The organism is Micromonospora sp. C51 (assembly GCF_018070435.1).
Taxonomy (GTDB): domain Bacteria; phylum Actinomycetota; class Actinomycetes; order Mycobacteriales; family Micromonosporaceae; genus Micromonospora; species Micromonospora sediminimaris.
Genome location: NZ_JAGPXQ010000069.1, coordinates 1 through 17,989 on the forward strand (window position 1 = coordinate 1; position 17,989 = coordinate 17,989).

At 68.9% G+C, this 17,989-nt stretch carries 14 protein-coding genes, 1 tRNA gene and 1 pseudogene; 8 read left to right on the top strand and 8 right to left on the bottom strand.

Features of this window, described 5'->3' with window-relative positions; all coding sequences use genetic code 11:
• Positions 1–202: 202 nt before the first annotated feature.
• The 3 genes from KBX50_RS31500 to KBX50_RS31510 form a co-directional block, all read right to left on the bottom strand.
• Positions 203–610, bottom strand: a complete 408-nt coding sequence (locus KBX50_RS31500; protein ID WP_093408443.1) for a four-helix bundle copper-binding protein — start codon at positions 608–610, stop codon at positions 203–205.
• Between the two features lie 183 nt (positions 611–793).
• On the bottom strand, positions 794–1,804 hold the full coding sequence (locus KBX50_RS31505) for a Brp/Blh family beta-carotene 15,15'-dioxygenase (protein ID WP_170863552.1): 1,011 nt from the start codon (positions 1,802–1,804) through the stop codon (positions 794–796).
• Entirely contained in the window at positions 1,801–2,496 is a 696-nt protein-coding gene (locus tag KBX50_RS31510; protein ID WP_210941489.1) for a bacteriorhodopsin, read from the bottom strand. The genes KBX50_RS31505 and KBX50_RS31510 overlap by 4 nt, the downstream gene beginning before the upstream one ends.
• 174 nt (positions 2,497–2,670) lie before the next feature.
• Here KBX50_RS31510 and KBX50_RS31515 point away from each other — a divergent pair, with 174 nt between their 5' ends.
• On the top strand, positions 2,671–3,498 hold the full coding sequence (locus KBX50_RS31515) for a bacteriorhodopsin (protein WP_210941490.1): 828 nt from the start codon (positions 2,671–2,673) through the stop codon (positions 3,496–3,498).
• Between the two features lie 101 nt (positions 3,499–3,599).
• On the opposite strand, the gene KBX50_RS31520 is transcribed toward KBX50_RS31515, so the two are convergent.
• Complete coding sequence (locus KBX50_RS31520) at positions 3,600–9,170, bottom strand: fibronectin type III domain-containing protein (protein ID WP_210941491.1); 5,571 nt, start codon at positions 9,168–9,170, stop codon at positions 3,600–3,602.
• 123 nt (positions 9,171–9,293) lie between these two features.
• Here KBX50_RS31520 and KBX50_RS31525 point away from each other — a divergent pair, with 123 nt between their 5' ends.
• Positions 9,294–10,265 carry a helix-turn-helix domain-containing protein gene (locus tag KBX50_RS31525; protein WP_170863551.1) on the top strand — a complete coding sequence of 324 codons (972 nt, stop codon included), beginning with the start codon at positions 9,294–9,296 and terminating at the stop codon, positions 10,263–10,265.
• 61 nt (positions 10,266–10,326) lie between these two features.
• Here the strand turns inward: KBX50_RS31525 and KBX50_RS31530 are convergent, their stop codons facing one another.
• Entirely contained in the window at positions 10,327–11,214 is an 888-nt protein-coding gene (locus KBX50_RS31530) for a LysR family transcriptional regulator (protein ID WP_093408428.1), read from the bottom strand.
• 188 nt (positions 11,215–11,402) lie between these two features.
• On the opposite strand from KBX50_RS31530, the gene KBX50_RS31535 reads away from it, so the two are divergent.
• The 4 genes from KBX50_RS31535 to KBX50_RS31550 all read left to right on the top strand — a co-directional run bounded on the left by KBX50_RS31535 (position 11,403) and on the right by KBX50_RS31550 (position 14,527).
• Positions 11,403–12,203 carry a GNAT family N-acetyltransferase gene (locus KBX50_RS31535; protein ID WP_210941492.1) on the top strand — a complete coding sequence of 267 codons (801 nt, stop codon included), beginning with the start codon at positions 11,403–11,405 and terminating at the stop codon, positions 12,201–12,203.
• A gap of 205 nt (positions 12,204–12,408) precedes the next feature.
• Positions 12,409–12,843, top strand: a complete 435-nt coding sequence (locus KBX50_RS31540; protein ID WP_210941493.1) for a hypothetical protein — start codon at positions 12,409–12,411, stop codon at positions 12,841–12,843.
• Positions 12,840–13,781: an ATP-binding cassette domain-containing protein gene (locus KBX50_RS31545; protein WP_210941494.1), complete on the top strand. Its 942-nt coding sequence runs from the start codon at positions 12,840–12,842 to the stop codon at positions 13,779–13,781. Before KBX50_RS31540 ends, KBX50_RS31545 begins: the two co-directional genes overlap by 4 nt.
• Entirely contained in the window at positions 13,778–14,527 is a 750-nt protein-coding gene (locus KBX50_RS31550) for an ABC transporter permease (protein WP_093408418.1), read from the top strand. The genes KBX50_RS31545 and KBX50_RS31550 overlap by 4 nt, the downstream gene beginning before the upstream one ends.
• Positions 14,528–14,978: 451 nt before the next feature.
• Here KBX50_RS31550 and KBX50_RS33715 read toward each other — a convergent pair.
• Both KBX50_RS33715 and KBX50_RS31555 read right to left on the bottom strand, forming a co-directional pair.
• Positions 14,979–15,215: pseudogene (locus KBX50_RS33715) on the bottom strand (hypothetical protein); the annotation flags it as partial.
• 65 nt (positions 15,216–15,280) lie between these two features.
• A complete protein-coding gene (locus KBX50_RS31555; RefSeq protein WP_210941495.1) occupies positions 15,281–15,841 on the bottom strand; it encodes a hypothetical protein in 561 nt (186 codons plus the stop codon).
• A gap of 159 nt (positions 15,842–16,000) precedes the next feature.
• Between KBX50_RS31555 and KBX50_RS31560 the strand changes: the two genes are divergently transcribed.
• A tRNA-Arg gene (locus tag KBX50_RS31560) sits at positions 16,001–16,076 on the top strand.
• 509 nt (positions 16,077–16,585) lie between these two features.
• On the opposite strand, the gene KBX50_RS31565 is transcribed toward KBX50_RS31560, so the two are convergent.
• Complete coding sequence (locus tag KBX50_RS31565) at positions 16,586–17,092, bottom strand: hypothetical protein (protein ID WP_139233209.1); 507 nt, start codon at positions 17,090–17,092, stop codon at positions 16,586–16,588.
• A 228-nt stretch (positions 17,093–17,320) separates the two neighbouring features.
• Here KBX50_RS31565 and KBX50_RS31570 point away from each other — a divergent pair, with 228 nt between their 5' ends.
• On the top strand, positions 17,321–17,878 hold the full coding sequence (locus KBX50_RS31570; protein ID WP_210941496.1) for an RNA polymerase sigma factor: 558 nt from the start codon (positions 17,321–17,323) through the stop codon (positions 17,876–17,878).
• Positions 17,879–17,989 lie beyond the last annotated feature (111 nt).

A 17,989-nucleotide genomic window follows, 5' to 3' on the forward strand; every position in this document is an offset into this window, starting at 1 on the left:
CACCCAGGCCCTCATCGCCCTGGCCCGCAGACTCGTCGACGTGCTCTGGGCACTGCTGCGCGACAACCGCGAATTCCACGACTCACCCCCGCTCACCGCGAGGGCTTGACACGATCATTGAGATTCCCCTCGACGGTCGGCTGTCGTTTCTCGTCCCGTTCAAGAGGTAACCCCGTGGTGCCGGGGGAAACGCCCGACCCCCTCAGTTGATGGTGGCCAGCAGGTCGCGGCAGGCTCGCTCGCAGGCGCGACACGCGTCGGCGCAGAGCCGGCAGTGCTCATGCTTCTCGGCGTGAGCGGCGCACTCGTCCCCGCACGACACGCAGGCCGTGACGCACGCCTCCAGCATGGCGCGGCTGATGTTGGCGTCGTAGCCGGTGTGGCGGGAGAGCACCCGGGCGGTGGCCGCGCAGATGTCGGCACAGTCCAGGTTCGTCCGGACGCACTTGGTCAATTCGGCGACCATGTCCTCGCTGAGGCAGGCGTCCGCGCACGCGGTGCAGGCCTGCGCGCAGTCATTGAGGGCATCGATCGTGGCCGCCAGCTTCGTCCGGTCCAGGTTGATCGACTTCGGGTACGTCTCCAGCATGGGCATCGTGGTGCTCGGCATCGGGCACTCCTCTCTGTCGGTTCCTGGTGGTGCTCGGATGAGCCGATCGCCGTGTCGACTGCCGTTTCGTCAACTTTCCCCGCTCGGCCGGCGCAAACCCTCGACGGGGTGAGCCAACTCCCGCGCCCGCCGGCGGTCGACGCCCCAATCTCGATGCGCGTCGAGTGACATCGTCTGCACTTCTCACCGGGCCGTCCGTACATCGAGCCGGGCGACCACTGCCGCGTGCGGCACGGTGAGTCCGGCGAGTACCGCGAAGACCAGCTGTAACGGGGCTTCCTGGAACGGACCTGCGGCCGCCGGGCTGAAGGTCGGCGATGCGTCGACACATACCAGGACGAGCAGGCCGGCGAAGGCGGCGATGGTGGGCAAGGTCGCCTGCCGGGTGAACCGGCGGATCGGACCGCCCAGTCGACCGGCCGCCAGGTGGTGGCGGTTGCCCGGGTCGGCGCGCAACAACCGGGCGACATGCCGGGCGGAGTGCCACATCGCGAAGTACCCGCCGAACGCCAGCGGCGGCGGCACCACCGCGAAGGCTGCGACGAGGACCCCGAGTGCCGCCACATCCCCACCCCGGCGGGCGGCCAGGTCGCGGAGTCCGGTCACCAGGGCCGCCAGGAGTACGACGGACAAGGCGATCAGCCGTCCGGTCGGCGCGAACGCGGCTGAGGCGCCCGGGGCAACCGCGTCCAGCAGCGGGTCGACCGTACCGGGCCACAGCGCGATCGGCAGCACCACCGGCGGCCCGCCGTACGCCAGGACGGCGAGCACGGGACGGACCGGTGGCCGCCCGTCCCGCTCGGCGTGGTACGCCACGTCACCGGTGCCGAAGTGCAGCACCGCGAGGATCAGGAATCCGGTCACGGCGGGGACGGGCGCCCAGAGGAACAGCGCAACCGTGGCGGTGGCCGTGACGAGGTACGCGAGCAGCAGCCCGACGGTGCGCCGCAGCGGCCGTGCCTTGGCGGAGATCCAGGCCGGTACCAGGTGATCGACGGCGCCGTGCGGAAGGCCGATCAGCAGGCCCACGAGCAGCGGGAGGGTTCCCGCCCAGGCCGCCACCCCCGGTACCAGCAGGGCCAGGCAGGTGAGCCCAGCCAGTGCAATCGGGCCCGAACGGCCGACCCGGCGCAGCAGCCAGTCGCCAGGCGGAGGGTGAACCGGCCGGACGACCTGACGGGAGGCTGGCGTCACGAAACGTTGAGCAGGCCGCGGTCGGACAGACGCCGCAGCAGAGCCAGGTCGACCGCGCTCCACACGACCTTGGACAGGATCGGCAGGATCACGAACAGGGCTGTGTCGGTAGTGTCCCCGAACAGCCCGAACCCGGACGGCCCCAGAATCCAGATCAGCGGGTAGCCGACCCAGAGCACGCTGAGCAGGAGCGCCACCTGCGTGAAGACCCTCGACATGGGGGCCGGTTGACGGGCTGCGGTGGCCCGCAGCGGCCCCCAGATCAGCCCGAAGACCACCAACAGGGCCACCACCCCGAGGAGATAGAGGCCGTATCGCCAGGTCGGGCTCTCCATGAGATCAGCCAGGAAACCGCTTGTGATCATGATGATGTCGGCGGCGACGAGCGCGCGTACCAGTCCCCAGCGCTTGTGCGGCAACGCGTGCATCGCGGTGAGCGAGAGGGCGATCAGCAGCAGCGGAGTGCTGACCACCCAGTCGGCGTACCTGGCCCAGAACGTCGTCTGATCGGCGACGTCGATTCGACCGCCGCCCACCGCCATGACCACGTACCAGAATCCCGACCAGAGCGGAATAGCCGTGGCGACGGCGTACTCCACCGGCGGGATGCCCCTGGGGTTGGCCCGCCAGTAGCGGAAGAGCACGACGCCGACCGCCATGGCGGCGACGTAGAACCACAGCCAGAACTCCACGGCAACTCCCTAGCCAATCCCGGCTCGCTGGATTGAGGGACCGCTCCCCAGATGTCAGCTTAGGATGGGTATAGACGTTTTTGGGTTACAAGGGGAAATAGCCCCGATCGCGGAGACGGGGCACCACGTTCCGCCATCGGAGACGATCCCGGGCCGGAAGGGCGGGCCAGCGGCATGAACTTCGAAAACGAGTTCGGCTACAACGTCATCCAGTACACGCTGGTCTCGCACGTGCTGACCCTCGGCTACGCCGTCATGGCGGCCGGGCTCGTCTACTTCCTGCTGACCATGTCCGGTATCGCTCCGCGGTACCGCCTCGCCTCGGTGCTCTCAGCAGTGGTCATGATCTCCGCGTTCTTCGAACTCTGGGTGCTGTCACAGCGCTGGTCCGAGGCGTTCGCTTGGAACGGCAGCGCGTTCGTCAACACCGACACCCTCTTCTCAAACGGCTACCGGTACATGAACTGGTCCATCGACGTGCCGGTGCTGCTGATCCAGTTGCTGGTGGTGCTCGGTGTCACCGGCCGGCGCTTCCACCGCACGTGGGCGCTGTTCGTCGCCGCCGGCCTGGCGATGATCTACACGGGCTATGCGGGGCAGTTCTACGAGGTGGACAGGTCCTTGCCGTTCTGGATCTGGGGTCTGGTCAGCACCGTCTTCTTCCTGTTCCTGCTCGCTCTGGTGGCCCGCCTCATCTTCGGCAACCTGGGCCGGCTGCCCCGCGCCGCCCGCGGGCCGGCCCGGTCCGTGTGGTGGCTGATCCTCGTCTCCTGGATGCTCTATCCGGGGGCATATCTCATGCCGGCGATGTGGGAATCCGCCGACGGGGTGGTGGCCCGGCAGATCACCTACACACTGGCCGACATCACCTCGAAGGTGATCTACGGAGTGCTGATCGGGGTGATCGCCCGGAAGGTCAGCGCCGCCGAGAACTGCCAGGCCGCTATCGAGGAGGACGTGGCCCAGCCGCGCGGTGGCCTGACCTCCGCCACGGCCAGCTGAGGGCTTCGCCGGTCGCGGCGCACGTACGAGGCCCGAGCCGGACGTGGGTCAGGCAAATACGCAATGCCGGATGCAGAGCCTTACCGGGCAGGCTTCTGTCGTCAGAAGCACGGCGTCCCCTTGATGAAAGGGATGATGCCTGACGACGGGTAGCGGGCGAATCTGCCATGGATTCCTCCGCTGTAGGTGATGTCCCCGACGCCCCAGACCTGCACCCGGTACTTGCGTTGCGGGTTCTTCTTGTAGTGGAAGGTCAGGCTGCCGCTGGTCGGGCCGCCCGTGGGATATGCCAACGTCCGGTGCATGACGGTGTAGTTCTCGGTGCAGTCGATGACGAGGTACCAGAAGATGCCGGACAGCAACCGCTTGTCGTTGTTCATGCGCCAGTAGCCGTCGACCTGGATGTAGTCGCCGGTGCGGGTGCCGCGGACACCGGCGGTGACGTCGAACCGCTGGATGGGGTCGAACTTCCCCAAACTGGCGAAGATCCAGCTGCTGGTGATCTCGGCGGTCCGGGTGGTGCCGTCGGCCCACTGGGGCAACGCGGTGACGATGTTCGTCGACGCGCTCTCCCCAGCGGCGTTGATCGCCGTGACCTTGAAGTTGTAGTAGTGGCCGTTGCCGAGGTATCCGACGGTCATCGACCTCTTGCTCAGCGGGTACGGCAGCTTCTCCCACCAGCCGTTGAGCGTGGCGTCGCGCACGTAGACGTTGTAGTACACGTGCGGGGTCGGGCTGGCCGACCAGCTCAGCTTGACCGAACTGTCCCCGGCGACCGCGCGCAGGTTGGACGGCGGTTTCGGGAACGGCGGCATCGGCCGGGCGGTGTCGGTGTTCGACGGCGAACTGGTCCCGGCCAGGTTCGTCGACCGCACCCGGAACTCGTACGTGGTGCCGTTGTTCAGGTACTTCACGGTGAACGAGCAGCAGGTGCTCACCGGGTACGGCAGGCGGATCCACGAGCCGCCGACCTTGCGGTACTCGATCCAGTAGTAGACGTTGGCCGTGGAACTCCGCGTCCAGGTCAACTTCACCGCGCCGTTGCCCGCGTTGCTCGCGTTGAGGTTCGACGGCGGTTGTGGGAACGGCGGCAGCGGTCGGGCCGAGTCGGTGTTGGACGGGCTGCTGTTGCCGGCCACGTTTGTCGCCCGCACGCGGAACTCGTACGTGGTGCCGTTGTTCAGCAGGTTCACGGCGAACGAGCAGCAGGTGTCGACCGGATACGGCAGGCGTTTCCACGAGCCGCCGGACTTGCGGTACTCGATCAGGTAGTACACCCGGGGGGTGGGGCTGGCCGACCAGGTGAGGGAGACCTTGCCGTTTCCGGCGGTGGCCCGCAGGCTGGTCGGCGGCTTCGGGAAGACCGGCATCGGCGTCGCACCGGCCACGTTGGAAGGATCACTCTCGCCTGCGGCACTGGTGGCGGCGACTCGGTACTCGTACCGCTCTGCGTTGGTCAGGTACTCGGCGGTGAACGTGCAGCAGCCGTCGACCGGGTACGGCATCTTCCGCCAGGACTGGTTGCGAGAGGCGTTGCGGTGGTAGACGACGTACATGACGCCAGCGGTCGGACTGGCCGTCCAGTTGAGCCGGACGAAGCTGTCCCCGGCTGTCGCCTTGAGGTTGCTCGGTGGTTGGGGGGCGATGCCGATGGCGGTGGCCCGGGAGGTCGCCGAGGCAGGCCCTTCCCCCGCCACGTTTGTGGCGCTCACCTTGAACTCGTAGACATGGGTGTTGACCAGGTACTGCCAGGTTGCCTCGGTCAGCTCCGTCGGGTACGGCGACTTGCGGAAGGTGGTCTCGCCCGCGGTCACGTCCCGCCAGTACACCCAGTAGAGGACGTTCGGGCCGGGCGCGTCCCAGGTCAGCCGGATCTGCAGACTGCCGGACGGCACGGTCCGTAGGTTCGTCGGTGCCGTCGGCCGCGCCACCGTGCTCCGGGCCTGCACCGGCGCCGACGCCGCGCCCTCGCCGGAAAGGTTCTCGGCGGTCACCTTGAACTCGTAAGTGTGCAGGTGGGTGAGGTATTCCCAGGTGGCGGTGGTCTTGTCGGTGGGGACCTCGGATCGTTTGAAGGTGGTCTCCCCTGCGGTGACGTCCCGCCAGTAGATTCGGTAGTAGAGGTTCGGGCTGGGCGCGTCCCAGGTCAGGGTGATGTCGCCGGTGGACAGCGGCCGGAGGGTCAGGTTCGTCGGCTGGCCGGGCAGCGGCGGCATGGGTTTGGCCCGGGCCACGTTGCTGGGCAGGCTCTCGGAACCCCGCGTCGCGGTCACCTTGTACTCGTACTCGTGGCCGTTGGCGAGATACTGCGCCGGCATGGTGCAGCATTCGGATATCGGTATCGGGAGCTGCTCCCACTCCTCGTTTTCGGTAGCGTCGCGCTGGTAGACCCAGTACCAGACATCCTCGGTGGCGGACGGGTCCCAGGTGAGGGTGGTCATGCCGTCGCCGGGTGTGACGCGCAGGTTCGTCGGGGCGGCCGGCGCGTCGAAGTACGCGGTCGCGGTGGCCGGTGCCGACGTCGGCCCCTCACCGCCACGGTTGGTCGCGCTGACCTTGAACTCGTACGTGTGGCCGTGGGTGAGGAAGCCCGCTTCCATCGAGCAGCACTCGGTGAGCGGCAGCGGCAGCTTGGTGAACTCCTGCTCGTCGATGGTGGTGTCGCGTTGGTAGACCCAGTACCAGACGTCCGACTGCGGCTCGGTCCAGGTCAGCTCGATGGTGCCGTTGCCCTGGGCGGTGGCGGTCAACCCGCCGGGTGCGGGCGGCGCCGCGATTGTCGACGTCGCGGTGGCCGGCTCCGATGGAGGGCTGACCGCCATGCTGTTCACCGCGACCACGGAGAACTCGTAGGTGTGCCCGGGCACGAGGTGGTCGGCGACCGCGCTGGTGCCGCTCCAGATCGTCGGTTGCCGTTCCACCGGATCGCGCTGCCCGGCGGTCACGTCCCGCTGCGAGACCCGGTATCTGATCCCGTCGCCGTCGACCGGCTCCCAGGCCAGGTTGATGGTGCCGTCGTCGGCCGGGGTGGCGGTGAGGCCGGTGGGCGCATCGTCCAGCGGCGGCGCCACCCGCAACAACCGGTTGGGGGAACCGACGCCGGGATCGCGGATCACGCCCGGCTCGGCCAGGCCGAGAAGCGCGGCGGACACCTGCTCGGGCCGGTAGGTCTTGTGTGCCTGCAGCACCAGCGCCGCCGCACCGGCGACGTGCGGTGTCGCCATCGAGGTGCCACCCGATACGCGGGATGAGGTGTCGTCCATGTTGCTGGCCGAGGTGATGCCGACGCCCGGCGCGAAGATGTCGACGCACGACCCGTGGTTACTGCGCGAGGCGCGCTTGTCGTCCTGGTCGGTGGCCGCCACGGTGATGACGTCTGTCAGGGCGGCCGGCACCTCCGTGCACGCGTCCACGTCGGCGTTGCCGGCGGCGGCGACCACGGTGATGCCCTTGTCGATCGCATCCTGCACTGCTTTGCCGAGCCGGTCCCGGTCCCGCGAGCGGGTAGCCACGCTGAGGCTGATGTTCATCACTGCGGGCAGGACGGCGTGCTGGGTGATCCAGTTGACGCCCCCGGTCATCCTTGCGGCGGTCGTGGCCATCTGGCAACCGATCTGCACGTCGATGATGTGCGCCTTCTTCGCCACTCCGTAGCTCTTTCCACCGGCCGTGCCTGCCACGTGGGTGCCGTGCGCGCCGCACATTTCCACGTTGCGGGAGCGCTTTTCACCTCCCACGTCGGCCCGGCCACCGAAGTCGGTGTGGGTGGTCCGCACACTGTTGTCGAGGATGTACACGTGGACGCCCTCACCCATGGACGGAAAGACGAACCGGCCGTCCAGGGTGCCATCGATGCGGTCCAGGCCCCAGGAGGGTGGGTTTTCCTGGACGCCACCGCTGTCCGACGCCGAGACATCGCCGTCTTCGTCCAAGCTGACCGTGCGGTCCTCCTCGACCGCCTCGACGGCCGGGTCAACGGCGAGTTCGCGCGCCCCCGCGTCGGTCAGGTCGGTGACCGAGAAGCCGCCGAGGGCCGCGCCGAAGACTCCGTCGAGGCTGCCGCCGTATCGAGCGACCAGGCGGGTTGCGATCTCCCGGATGCCGTACTCGCCGCTGGCCGCGCCGTCGCGCAGGTCGACGAGGTAGCTACCGGCCACGGCGGTGCCGTCCGGGGCCGGCAGGAATTCCCCCTGCTGGGTGGGCCCGCCGCGCGCGGTGGCCGACACCACGGTCGTCGGGGCGCTCTCGCCGTTGCCGTTCACCGCCGAGACGGCGTACTCGTACAGGTGCCCGTCCACCAGGCCGGCGTCGGTGAAGGACGCCGCCGCGACCTGGCCGGGCAGCCGGACCGGGTGGCTCTGCCCGTACGACAGGTCCCGCCGGTGGATGCGGTAGCCGGTGGCACCCGGCGAGGCGGTCCAGGTGAGCTGAACGTTGCGCTGCTCGTCGGCGGTGGCGGACAGCTCGGTCGGCGTCGGGGGCAGGGTCGCAGGGTCCGGCGCCGGCCGTGGCCAGGTGACCTCCACGAACCGGGGTCGGTAGAGGCGGGCGTCCGCCTGGTTGTCGGCGTTCGCCAGGCTGTTGACGTTGTACGACACGAGCAGCTTGCCCGGGCGCGCCAACTCGGGGTGCAGTCGGGCGTCGTACACGATGATCTCTTTGCCCGGCTGCGGTTCGGGCGCTCGGAAGAGATGCACGGGTCCGCTGAAGGGGCCGGTCGGTGCCGGCGCGGTGTAGGCGACGGTGTCCGGGTTGAACACGAGGTTGCCGTCGACGGTGACCAGGACGTACTGGTTTCCGATCTTCTGCACGCCGAAGGCGGTGGTGGTGCCGGCCATCAGCCGGGTGGCCTCCGACTCCTCGGCCGACCAGCCGTCGCCGGTCCAGAACTGCCACGACCCGGCCAGCTCGCCGGCCGGCACCTTGGCGAGGTAGATCGGCTTCACCGGCCCCGAGTCGTTGACCAGCCGGGTGCCGTAGATGTAGGTGGTGTCGCCGTCCTCCAGGATGGCCGAGCCCCAGGCGATCCGGTCGGCCACCGGGAGCGGGGTGAGCGAGCGCAGGGTCAGTTCGGGCAGGTCGAACGAGGCGAGGGCGGTGCCGGTCAACTTCAGGTCGAGGGGATTCGGGCCGGAACGCAGGTAGTGGTTGTAGAGCACCTTGAGGGTGGAGTCCTCGATCGTGCCGTCACCGACCCAGTAGCCGGCGCTCGTGGGATCCCCGTCCCGCTCGGCGCCGACCAGGGACATCGGTTCGTCGACGCTGCCGCCGGTCAGCGTCTCGGAGAGGGTGGCGTCGTCCTGCACGACGATCGAATTGTGGATCATCGGCTGGAAGTCGGGACGTGATCCGTCGGGGTTGACCGAGCCGACGAAGGTGTCCGAGAACAGCCACACCATCCGGCCGTCGGGCAGCTTCACCGAGGCGGTGCTGTCGCCTCCGTTCCACCTGCCGCTGGTGTCTCCGTACGTGCGGAAGGCGTCGTTGAGTTGGGCCGCGGACATCCCGCCCGCAGGGATCTCGGCCTTCGCCACAGCGCCCGGCGCCAGCAGAATCGCCACCGTCACGAGCATCGCGACGGCGGCTCGCCGAGCCTTCGCCGCGAACATCACCTGGTTGTTGAGCGATACGCCCATCGGATACTCGCTGCGGTCGGTCGTCACGCTCGCCATCCACGAATAATGTGCCATCGATATGTGGAGCGGGGTGAAGGATCTGGACATCGAACGCAAGAATGTGGACAGTCACTCAGTGTCACCGGGGGCCGCGCGGCGGGCGCGGTAGGGAGGTCTGCGATGCCGGTCGAGGAACCGAGCGTGGCGATGCTGGCTTACCCGGGCGCGGGCAGCTTCGACTACGTCACGGTCAACGAGATCTTCGGCGTGGACTATGCGTACCGGTTCGGATCGTGGTACCGGACCAGGACGTGCGCCATCGAACCGGGGCAGATCGAGCTGGACGGTGGGATCACCGTGTCCGCCCCGTACGGGCTGGCCGAGGCGGAGGCCGCTGACCTCCTCGTCGTCCCGGGTTGGACGAGGGAACATGAGGTGCCACCCCGGCCGTTGCTGACCTCCCTGCTGCGGGCGCACGGGCGCGGGGCCCGCATCATGTCGATCTGCACGGGGGCGTTCATCCTCGGCCACGCCGGCCTTCTCGACCATCGGCACGTCACCACCCACTGGACGACCGCACCGCTGCTGGCCTCGCTCTTCCCCGCCGCGACCGTGGATCCGCGGGCGCTGTTCATCGACGACACCGGCGTCCTCACCGCCGCCGGTATGTCCGCCGGTATTGACCTCGCCCTGCACGTGGTACGCGGGGACTACGGCGCGGACGTGGCTGCCGCGCTCGCCCGCAGGCTGGTGCTCTCCGGCTACCGCAGCGGCGGACAGGCCCAGTTCGTCGATTCGCCGCTCAGCCCCGATCCCGACGATCCGCTGCCGGAGTTGTTGGACTGGATGCGCGGGCACCTGGACCAGCCATGGTCGCTGCGATCGCTTGGCGAACGGGTGCACATGAGTCCGCGGACGCTGGCGCGGCACTTCCATCGCCTGACCGGAATGAGCCCACACCAGTGGCTCACCCGGGAGCGGGTGCTCGCCGCCCAGCGCATGCTGGAGGCCAGCGACGAGCCGATCGCACGGATCGCCACGCGGACCGGGATCGGGTCTACCGCCAACCTGCGGCACACCTTCCGGCGGGAACTCGGCACCTCACCCCAGGCGTACCGTGCCACGTTCCGTGCCCGCCGGACACCGCGATGAACGTGTGGATGATCTTCGCGGATGTGTGCGGGGTGTGCACTCCAGCCGGTGCCCGGCCCGGCTACGTCGTTTGCTGCGCCTTCGTGACGACTTGAACGAAGGCGCGTACCAGGGCATTCTCTCCGCCTTTGCGCCACACCGGCGCGTAGTGCAGCACCGGTCCGTCGGTGATGGGCAGGAAGGTGATGTCGCCCCGTTGCCGGGTGGCTCCCACGTCCGATCCGATCGGGGACACGACGCTGCCGCCGGCGATCGCTTGGAAGGCCTCCTCGAGGGTGACGATGCCCAGTCCGCGCCGGACGGGCCGCCCGGCGGGGGTGGTGGACGGGGTGTGCGCCTCCCACACGTAGTCCGGAATGGGTCCCTCGGGGTAGACCACCGGATGATCGCCGAGATCCTCCAACTCGACGCTGCCCCGGCCGGCCAGCGGATGACCGGCGGCCACCGCCAGCACCAGCTTCTCGCGGTGCAGGACCGGCCCGACCGTGAGGTCGGGCTCGCGGATCGGCAGCCAGAGAATCCCGATGTCGACCGTACCGGCCCGCAGCGGCCCGAGCGGGTCGGTCGGCAGGATCTCGCGCAGGCGCAGCTCGCACTGCGGGTGCCGCTGCCGGAACAGGTCGAGGGTGGACTCGACCGACTGGTACTGGGTGGCCATCGTGCCGATGGTCAGCGTGCCGGCCTGGCCGCGGGCGGTGGCGGTGGCCTCCTCGATGCCGGAGATGATCTCGCTATAGCCGGCGCGGAGACGGTCGCGCAACCGTTCACCGAGCGGGGTGAGCCGAACAGCACGGCTCGTACGCTCGAACAGGCCCCCGCCGATCCGACGTTCCTGCTGTTTGATCGACTGACTGACCCGCGATTGGGACACGTGCAGACGCTCGGCCGTGCGACCGAAGTGAAGCTCCTCGGTCAGCGTCAGGAAGATCTCGATGTCGCGCAGTTCCACCAGACGGCCCTACCTTCGATCATTGCGGCCTGGGATTGGGCAGTCTACGGCCCGCCGAGAACGGGCGGCACGAGCGTGGCTCGGACCACCGGCCGTCGCGGGGTCGTCTTCGATCGATGACCGCTGGCTAATGCGGCGATGCGATCTTCTGCGTTGTTCGGCCGGGGCGGCCGGGCGATGGTGAACGCATGAGCGAAAGCGTGATCGACATCGTGGCGGCGCCGGATCATCTCGGCATCCCACGCTGGCACGCTGTGACGTCGCCCGGTTCGGTGGCCGGGGTCGCCGACCTGCGGCCGGTCATGCCGTTCGAGTACGAACTGCCACCGCCGACCGCCCCGCAGCCGGGCACCCTCGAGCTGAACCTGTACGTGCAGCCGCAGTGGCGTCGACGAGGGATCGGATCGCGGCTGCTGGCCGCCGTCGGCGCACACGCCGTGGGCCAGCGGTTGATCGTGGAGACCGCCCCGGATCCCGCCGCGCAGTCGTTCTGTGAGCGGCACGGATTTCGGCGCACCGGATCCGGGAGCCGTGATCTGCTCACCTACTGCGATGTCCACCATGCCTGGCTGGGTGAGTTGGTCGATGTCGAGCACCCCGGATACCGACTGCGTCACTGGACCGGGGATCCGTGCGGCGCGACCAGCGTCGAGCAACTGCTCCGGCATCCGAGCGGGCCCGGTGCCGCGGTGGTGAGCGCCGCCGAGGGGGACGGCGGGGTGGCCGCCTATGTCGTGGCGATGACAGGCGCACTGCCGCAGGTCCGCGCCCGCCAGTACGGCCCTGCCGTGCTCGTCGGTGATCGCGGCCGGCGGCTGGGGCTGTGGGTAAACGCCGCTCTACTCACCCGACTACGCGAGATCCATCCACACGTCGAGGAGATCGAGACCCGCACCGCCGACGAGGACTCCGACCTGGTCGCCCTGCGTCGACACCTGGGCTTCCGCGCATTAGGGCGGCGTCTCCGCTACGAACTCACCCTGCCGTAACCGGCGGCCCTGACTCCGATCCAGTGGCACGTCCGGGCCGACCCGTGCCCGAAGAAGAGAGGTTTGTCATGAAAGATCCTGTCCGCCCTCGGACGTGGGCCGCCCCGGTCGGGAGCCGCGACCCGCCCAGTGATCCGCGGCCGCCACCCGGCGGTCGCCACCTGCCCACGTCAACGTCAACGTCAACGTCAAGGAGTTCACCACCGTGCCCGTCAACCTTTCCACCCAGGACAAACTCACGCTTCGCACGGCCGCGTACGGTGCGGTCGCACTGCTGTCGGCCGCCGGAGCCGCCGGCGGCTCGCCGCACAAGATCGCCACCGATGGGTCCATCGCCCTGGCCTCGGCAACCGGCCTGGTCGGGCACGTGCTTGCGGAGAAGTCCACGGGCGTCGACCTGAACGGCAGGTCGGTGGCCGAGCTTGCCGACCGCGTGCTGCCCGCCCTGACCGAGGCGATGCGCCTGCTCGCCGAGCAGGCTCCGGCCGAGGCCGACAACTTCCGCCGCACCGTCGTCGTCGCCCTCGACGCCGCCGTCCGTACCCGTCAGGGCGCACCCGGTCCAACCGTCGCCGAGATGACCAACAAGATCACCGCGGCGCTCGACGCCGCCGCGGTCACCCCGGAGGTGACCACGTGACGATCCCGGCGATCTCGGTCTCGGGCCTGCGCAAGGCGTACAAGGACAAGACCGTCCTCGACGGCGTCGACTTCGACGTCCACGCCGGCACGGTGTTCTGTCTGCTCGGCCCCAACGGCGCGGGCAAGACGACGACGGTGAACGTGCTGACCACCCTGGTGCAGGCCGACGGCGGCACGGTCCGGGTCGCCGGCCACGACCTGGCCACCGACGCCAAGGCGGTCCGCGCGGCCATCGGCGTCACCGGCCAGTTCGCGGCCGTCGACGAACTACTGACCGGACGCGAGAACCTCCAGCTGATGGTGGACCTCAACCGGAGGGTCGCCGGCGGCGGCGCACGAATCGTCACGGACCTGCTGGACCGGTTCGAGCTGACCGCCTCGGCGGACAAGCCGACCGCCACCTACTCCGGGGGCATGCGTCGCAAGCTCGACCTGGCGATGACGCTGGTCGGCGACCCGCGCATCATCTTCCTCGACGAGCCGACGACGGGCCTGGACCCGCGCAGCCGCCGCACCATGTGGTCGATCGTGCGTGACCTGGTCGCCGACGGCGCGACCATCTTCCTCACCACGCAGTACCTGGAGGAGGCCGACCAACTCGCCGACCGCCTCGCGGTGCTCGACCAGGGCCGCCTGGTCGCCCAGGGCACGCCGGAAGAGCTCAAGCGCCTCATCCCCGGAACACACGTACGGCTGCGGTTCTCCACCGCCGCCGAACTCGACGCCGCCGCGGGGATCTTCCCCGAGGCCACCCGAGACGACGACGCGCTGGCCCTGCGGGTGCCCGCCGACGGCGGCACGAAGTCACTGCGGGCCCTGCTGGACCGGCTCGACGAGCACTCCCTCAGCGCCGAGGAATGCTCCGTGCGCACCCCGGACCTCGACGACGTTTTCCTCGCCCTGACCGGCCACGCCACGGAGGTCGACACGAAATGAGCGCCCAGTCCCATTCGCTGGTCATGCTGCGCCGCAACCTCAAACACCTCACCCGGAACCCGACCTCGGTGTTCAACGCCGTCCTGATGCCGATCATCATCATGCTGATGTTCGTCTACATGTTCGGCGACGCCTTCAGCGTCGGCATGGACTACATCGACTACGCGACGCCGGGCCTGATCCTGCTGGCCGTCTGCTACGGGCTGGGAGCCACCGCGACAGCGGTGAACTCCGACATGACCAAGGGCATCATCAACCGGTTCAAGGCCATGGACGTCTCCCGCGGCGCGGTGCTGACCGGCCACGTCGTCACCAGCGTGCTGACCAACGTGATCGCCATCGCGGCGCTCGTCGGAGTGGCCTTCCTGCTGGGGTTCAGCCCGGAGGCGGGCCTGACCGACTGGCTCGCCGTGGGTGGTGTCGTCGTGCTGCTCGCGTTCGCGGCGGGCTGGTTCACTGTCGCGCTGGGACTGTCAGCGAAATCGCCGGAGACGGCGGGCATGGCCGCCGTGCCGCTGGTCATGCTGCCGTTCTTCAGCAGCGCGATCGTCCCGGCGGAGAAGATGGGGCCGGGCCTGCGACAGTTCGCCGAGTACCAGCCGTTCACGCCGATCATCGAGACCGTGCGCGGCCTGCTCGACAGCGCGCCCGACACCACCGACGCGGCCGTCGCAGTCGCCTGGTGCGTGGCGATCGCCCTCGTCGGCTACCTGTGGGCGCGTTCCGCCTTCACGAAGCGAGCGTGACCCGGGCCGGTGTGGGGCGTTGCGGCGCCGTCTCGGTGAACGTGATCCGACGAGGCGGCGCCGCAACGAATCGAGAGCCCTTGCGCTCGGCACCCGGCCGTCGCGGCCGAACGCCGGATGGGAGCACTCGTCGCCCATGCCGACGTCCGCTACCCGATGCCCGGTGCCGGCCACCACGCCTTGGCCGGCACCTTCGCACCCGACCTCACCCTGCGCACCGACCGGGGCATCATGGCACGTCGCCTGGGTCGCGACGCTCGACAAACCCACCGCCACCGCCGAGGCCACGTTGCGAGAAGGGCTCTCCCGCTGGTTCGGCACACCTGCAAAGCACAGGGGAGGCTCCAGGAGTCCGGCGGCCTGGACGGCGTAGCCGCCGGCCAGGGCGAAGCCGTATCGTTCCGTTGCCCGAGCCCGGTGCGGGCGAGGCGTTCGTGGAAGGGGTCCCCCGCTACGCCGCGTTGCTGCGGGTTGCGGCGAGTTCGGGGAAGGCTTCCTCCCAGCGATCGCGGAGCTGGCGTGGCAGCCAGAGGGTGGGCGGCCAGAGCCGCCGGAGCAGGTCAGCGTCGAGCCCAGGTGTTCAGATCCTTGACGGTACTGGCATCCTGCGCCGGCTGCGGTTGGTTGCTCGTCGGACCTCCGGTCGTAGCGCCTGGCGGATCGCCTCCCGGCTGTATCCGGCTCTTCGTCATGCCTCTGTGGCCGCAAGGTGATCGCGATGGTCGGGACTGACCGCGACGTCGGCGTTGGTCGTTACTCGCGGACCAGTCCCGGTGGCAGCGCGTCTTCGCCGGGTCGTACCTGGCGGGCGTTGGCCACGGGGTCGCGTTCGAGGGCGTGGATCACGGGTGTCGGGCCGCCGACGCAGGTCCAGGTGTCGTCCCAGAGCGCGGAGACCAGCCATGACCGGTCGGCGGGGAAGAACAGATCGGGTAGCGCTCCGCGGCCGTGGCGCATGTGCCCACCGGTGCGCCAGGTGAGGGCCTGCTCGGGACCGGCCTCGACCAGCACGTACGGCCAGTCCCAGTAGAGGAACACCCTCGGGGCGTGGGGGAAGACGACGTCGTGGGCGCCGGTGTCGAGGTAGGCCAGCAACCAGGGCTGGTCCGGAGTGTGCGTGATGAGGTCCTCGACCAGGGCGTGCTCGTAGCTGGCGACGGTGACGTCGTCGGCCTGGTACGTGGTGGCGTAGGCATCGAAGACCGGCGGGATGGCGGTGGTGATCGAGACGCCGGCAGTGGTGTGACCAGCGATCCAACTCACGTCGGCGGCGGTGCCGATGCGCCAACTCCGCCCGTCCTTGCTGACCTGCACCCCGCCATTCAATCCGCTGCACCGTCGGTTGGCCAGGAGCCAGACCGGTCGTGCAACGGCGGCCGGCGACGGCGGCAGGCTGCGACAACGATGATCGGGGGAACGTGGCCACTCCCTGCCACCTCAGGTAAACCCCAGGTCGCTAGACTGTGCCCTCGCGCCCTCGTAGCTCAGGGGATAGAGCATCGGTTTCCTAAACCGTGTGTCGCAGGTTCGAATCCTGCCGGGGGCACCAAGTAACAGCCTTGATCATCGATCACTGATCCGCCTTCCGGGGCCTACGTGCCCGCTGTGTGCCTGATCGCCTTGCAACCTTCGACCGGCTCGCGTCCAGGTGCTCAGATGGGTGGGCCGCCGATCATGGGGCGTCACGTCGTTCAATCCAGCCGACCGTAGGGCGATGTTGAAGCGACGGCGGAATCCGTGATGGCTCTGCTGCCGTGCTGGTGTGCGACTGTCGACCGGGGAAGACGAACACATCCGGCCCGTCGGGCAGCGTCGCCAGGTGTCGACGCAGCGCCAGCGCCCCCCGATTCGCATGCCACCGTAGGCCAGCAGCAGGACCAGGACGCGGTCGGGAAGGTCGCAGGTGGCGGCGAGCTTGTCGACCTGGGCGATGGTGGCTCCGCCCCGAACCCCGACCCTCCTCAGAGATCCGCTTTAACGGCCAAAGACCCAAGGAAGCGCGTCGGCGATCATGGATTACGCGATCGTAGCCGCGCGAAGGCCGCATGGCGCGGGCAACTACCCATCACTACATCCGACAGCGATAGACAACACCGACAGTCGTCCGGCCTCGAAGGCGGCCCTCTCATCCGCCGTCAGCTCGTAGTACGAAAATCGCGGCTGACTCGTCATCCAGCGCTTGACGTGCACGAAACAGCCGTGCCACTCGCCGTGACCGATCAACTGGAAGCCGCGGAAGTCCGGATCCTTTGTCGGAGCGCTGACGACAAGTCCCGGTCCCGAGACGCGAGCAAGGGCATAATCATCCGGAGGTCCGATGAAGATCGCGACTGCGGCGCGAACCTCGGCAGGCGCCGTACCAGGATCAATGTAGTCGTGCACTCGTTCGTAACCGCGCACGCTGACCTGAGACACATAGCGTTGAGCCGGGGTCCCAACGGGATCCTGCAACTTGAGCACGCCGAAACAGCCGGCGGCAACCGCGGCAAACGACAGCAGCCAGATACGTCGGCGTCGCGAACGTACTGCGATGCGTCCGTCAGCGGCATCGTCGGATCCAGGCACGACGAAACTGTAGGCCAACCGAGCCGGCATGGGTGGGCGCAAGGTCAAGAGTGCTGGACGGACCATCCTGGGCCGCCCACGGGCCAGTAGCCGCGAGGCCCAGCGGTCATGAGCGGGCACCGATCACTGATCCTCCTTCAGCGATTGGGCAAGACAAGTGACGGCGATCACACGGAGTTGGGACCCGATACGTTGGGGCGCGTCGTCTTACCGGGTGTGAGAAGAGGCATGGACGCAGCTGACGAGGGTGAACTCGTACGCCGAGTGGCCCGTGGAGATCGGCGCGCGTTCGACGAGCTCTACCGGCGTACGGTGCCCTGGCTGGAGGTGCGCCTGCGCCGCCGGTGCGCCGATCCGGACATGGTCGCCGAAGTCCTGCAGGACACGTACCTGACGGTCTGGCGGGCTGCGGGCAGTTTCGCCGGAGTCCCGGCGGCGCGCGGCGGCGGGGGGCAGGGGAGCGCGGTGGGTTGGTTGTGGACCATCGCCGCCCACCGTCTGGTCGATGCGTTCCGGCGTCGGGCGCGCCGGGCTCGGGTGCCGCAGGTGCAGCTGATGCCGGACACGGCCCCGGCGGCCGAGGACGAGGTGATGGCCGCCCGGGTCGGCCAGGAGTTGGAGCAGGCCCTGCTGGTCCTTCCGCCCGAGGTACGGGCCGCGCTGCGGGCGACGGTCCTCGACGGGCTTTCCATGCGGGAGGCATCGGTGTTGTTGGGCGTGCCGGAGAACACCGTCAAGTCCCGTGTCCGCCGCGCCCGGATCGCCCTGCGGGAGGAATCTCAATGATCGTGTCAAGCCCTCGCGGTGAGCGGGGGTGAGTCGTGGAATTCGCGGTTGTCGCGCAGCAGTGCCCAGAGCACGTCGACGAGTCTGCGGGCCAGGGCGATGAGGGCCTGG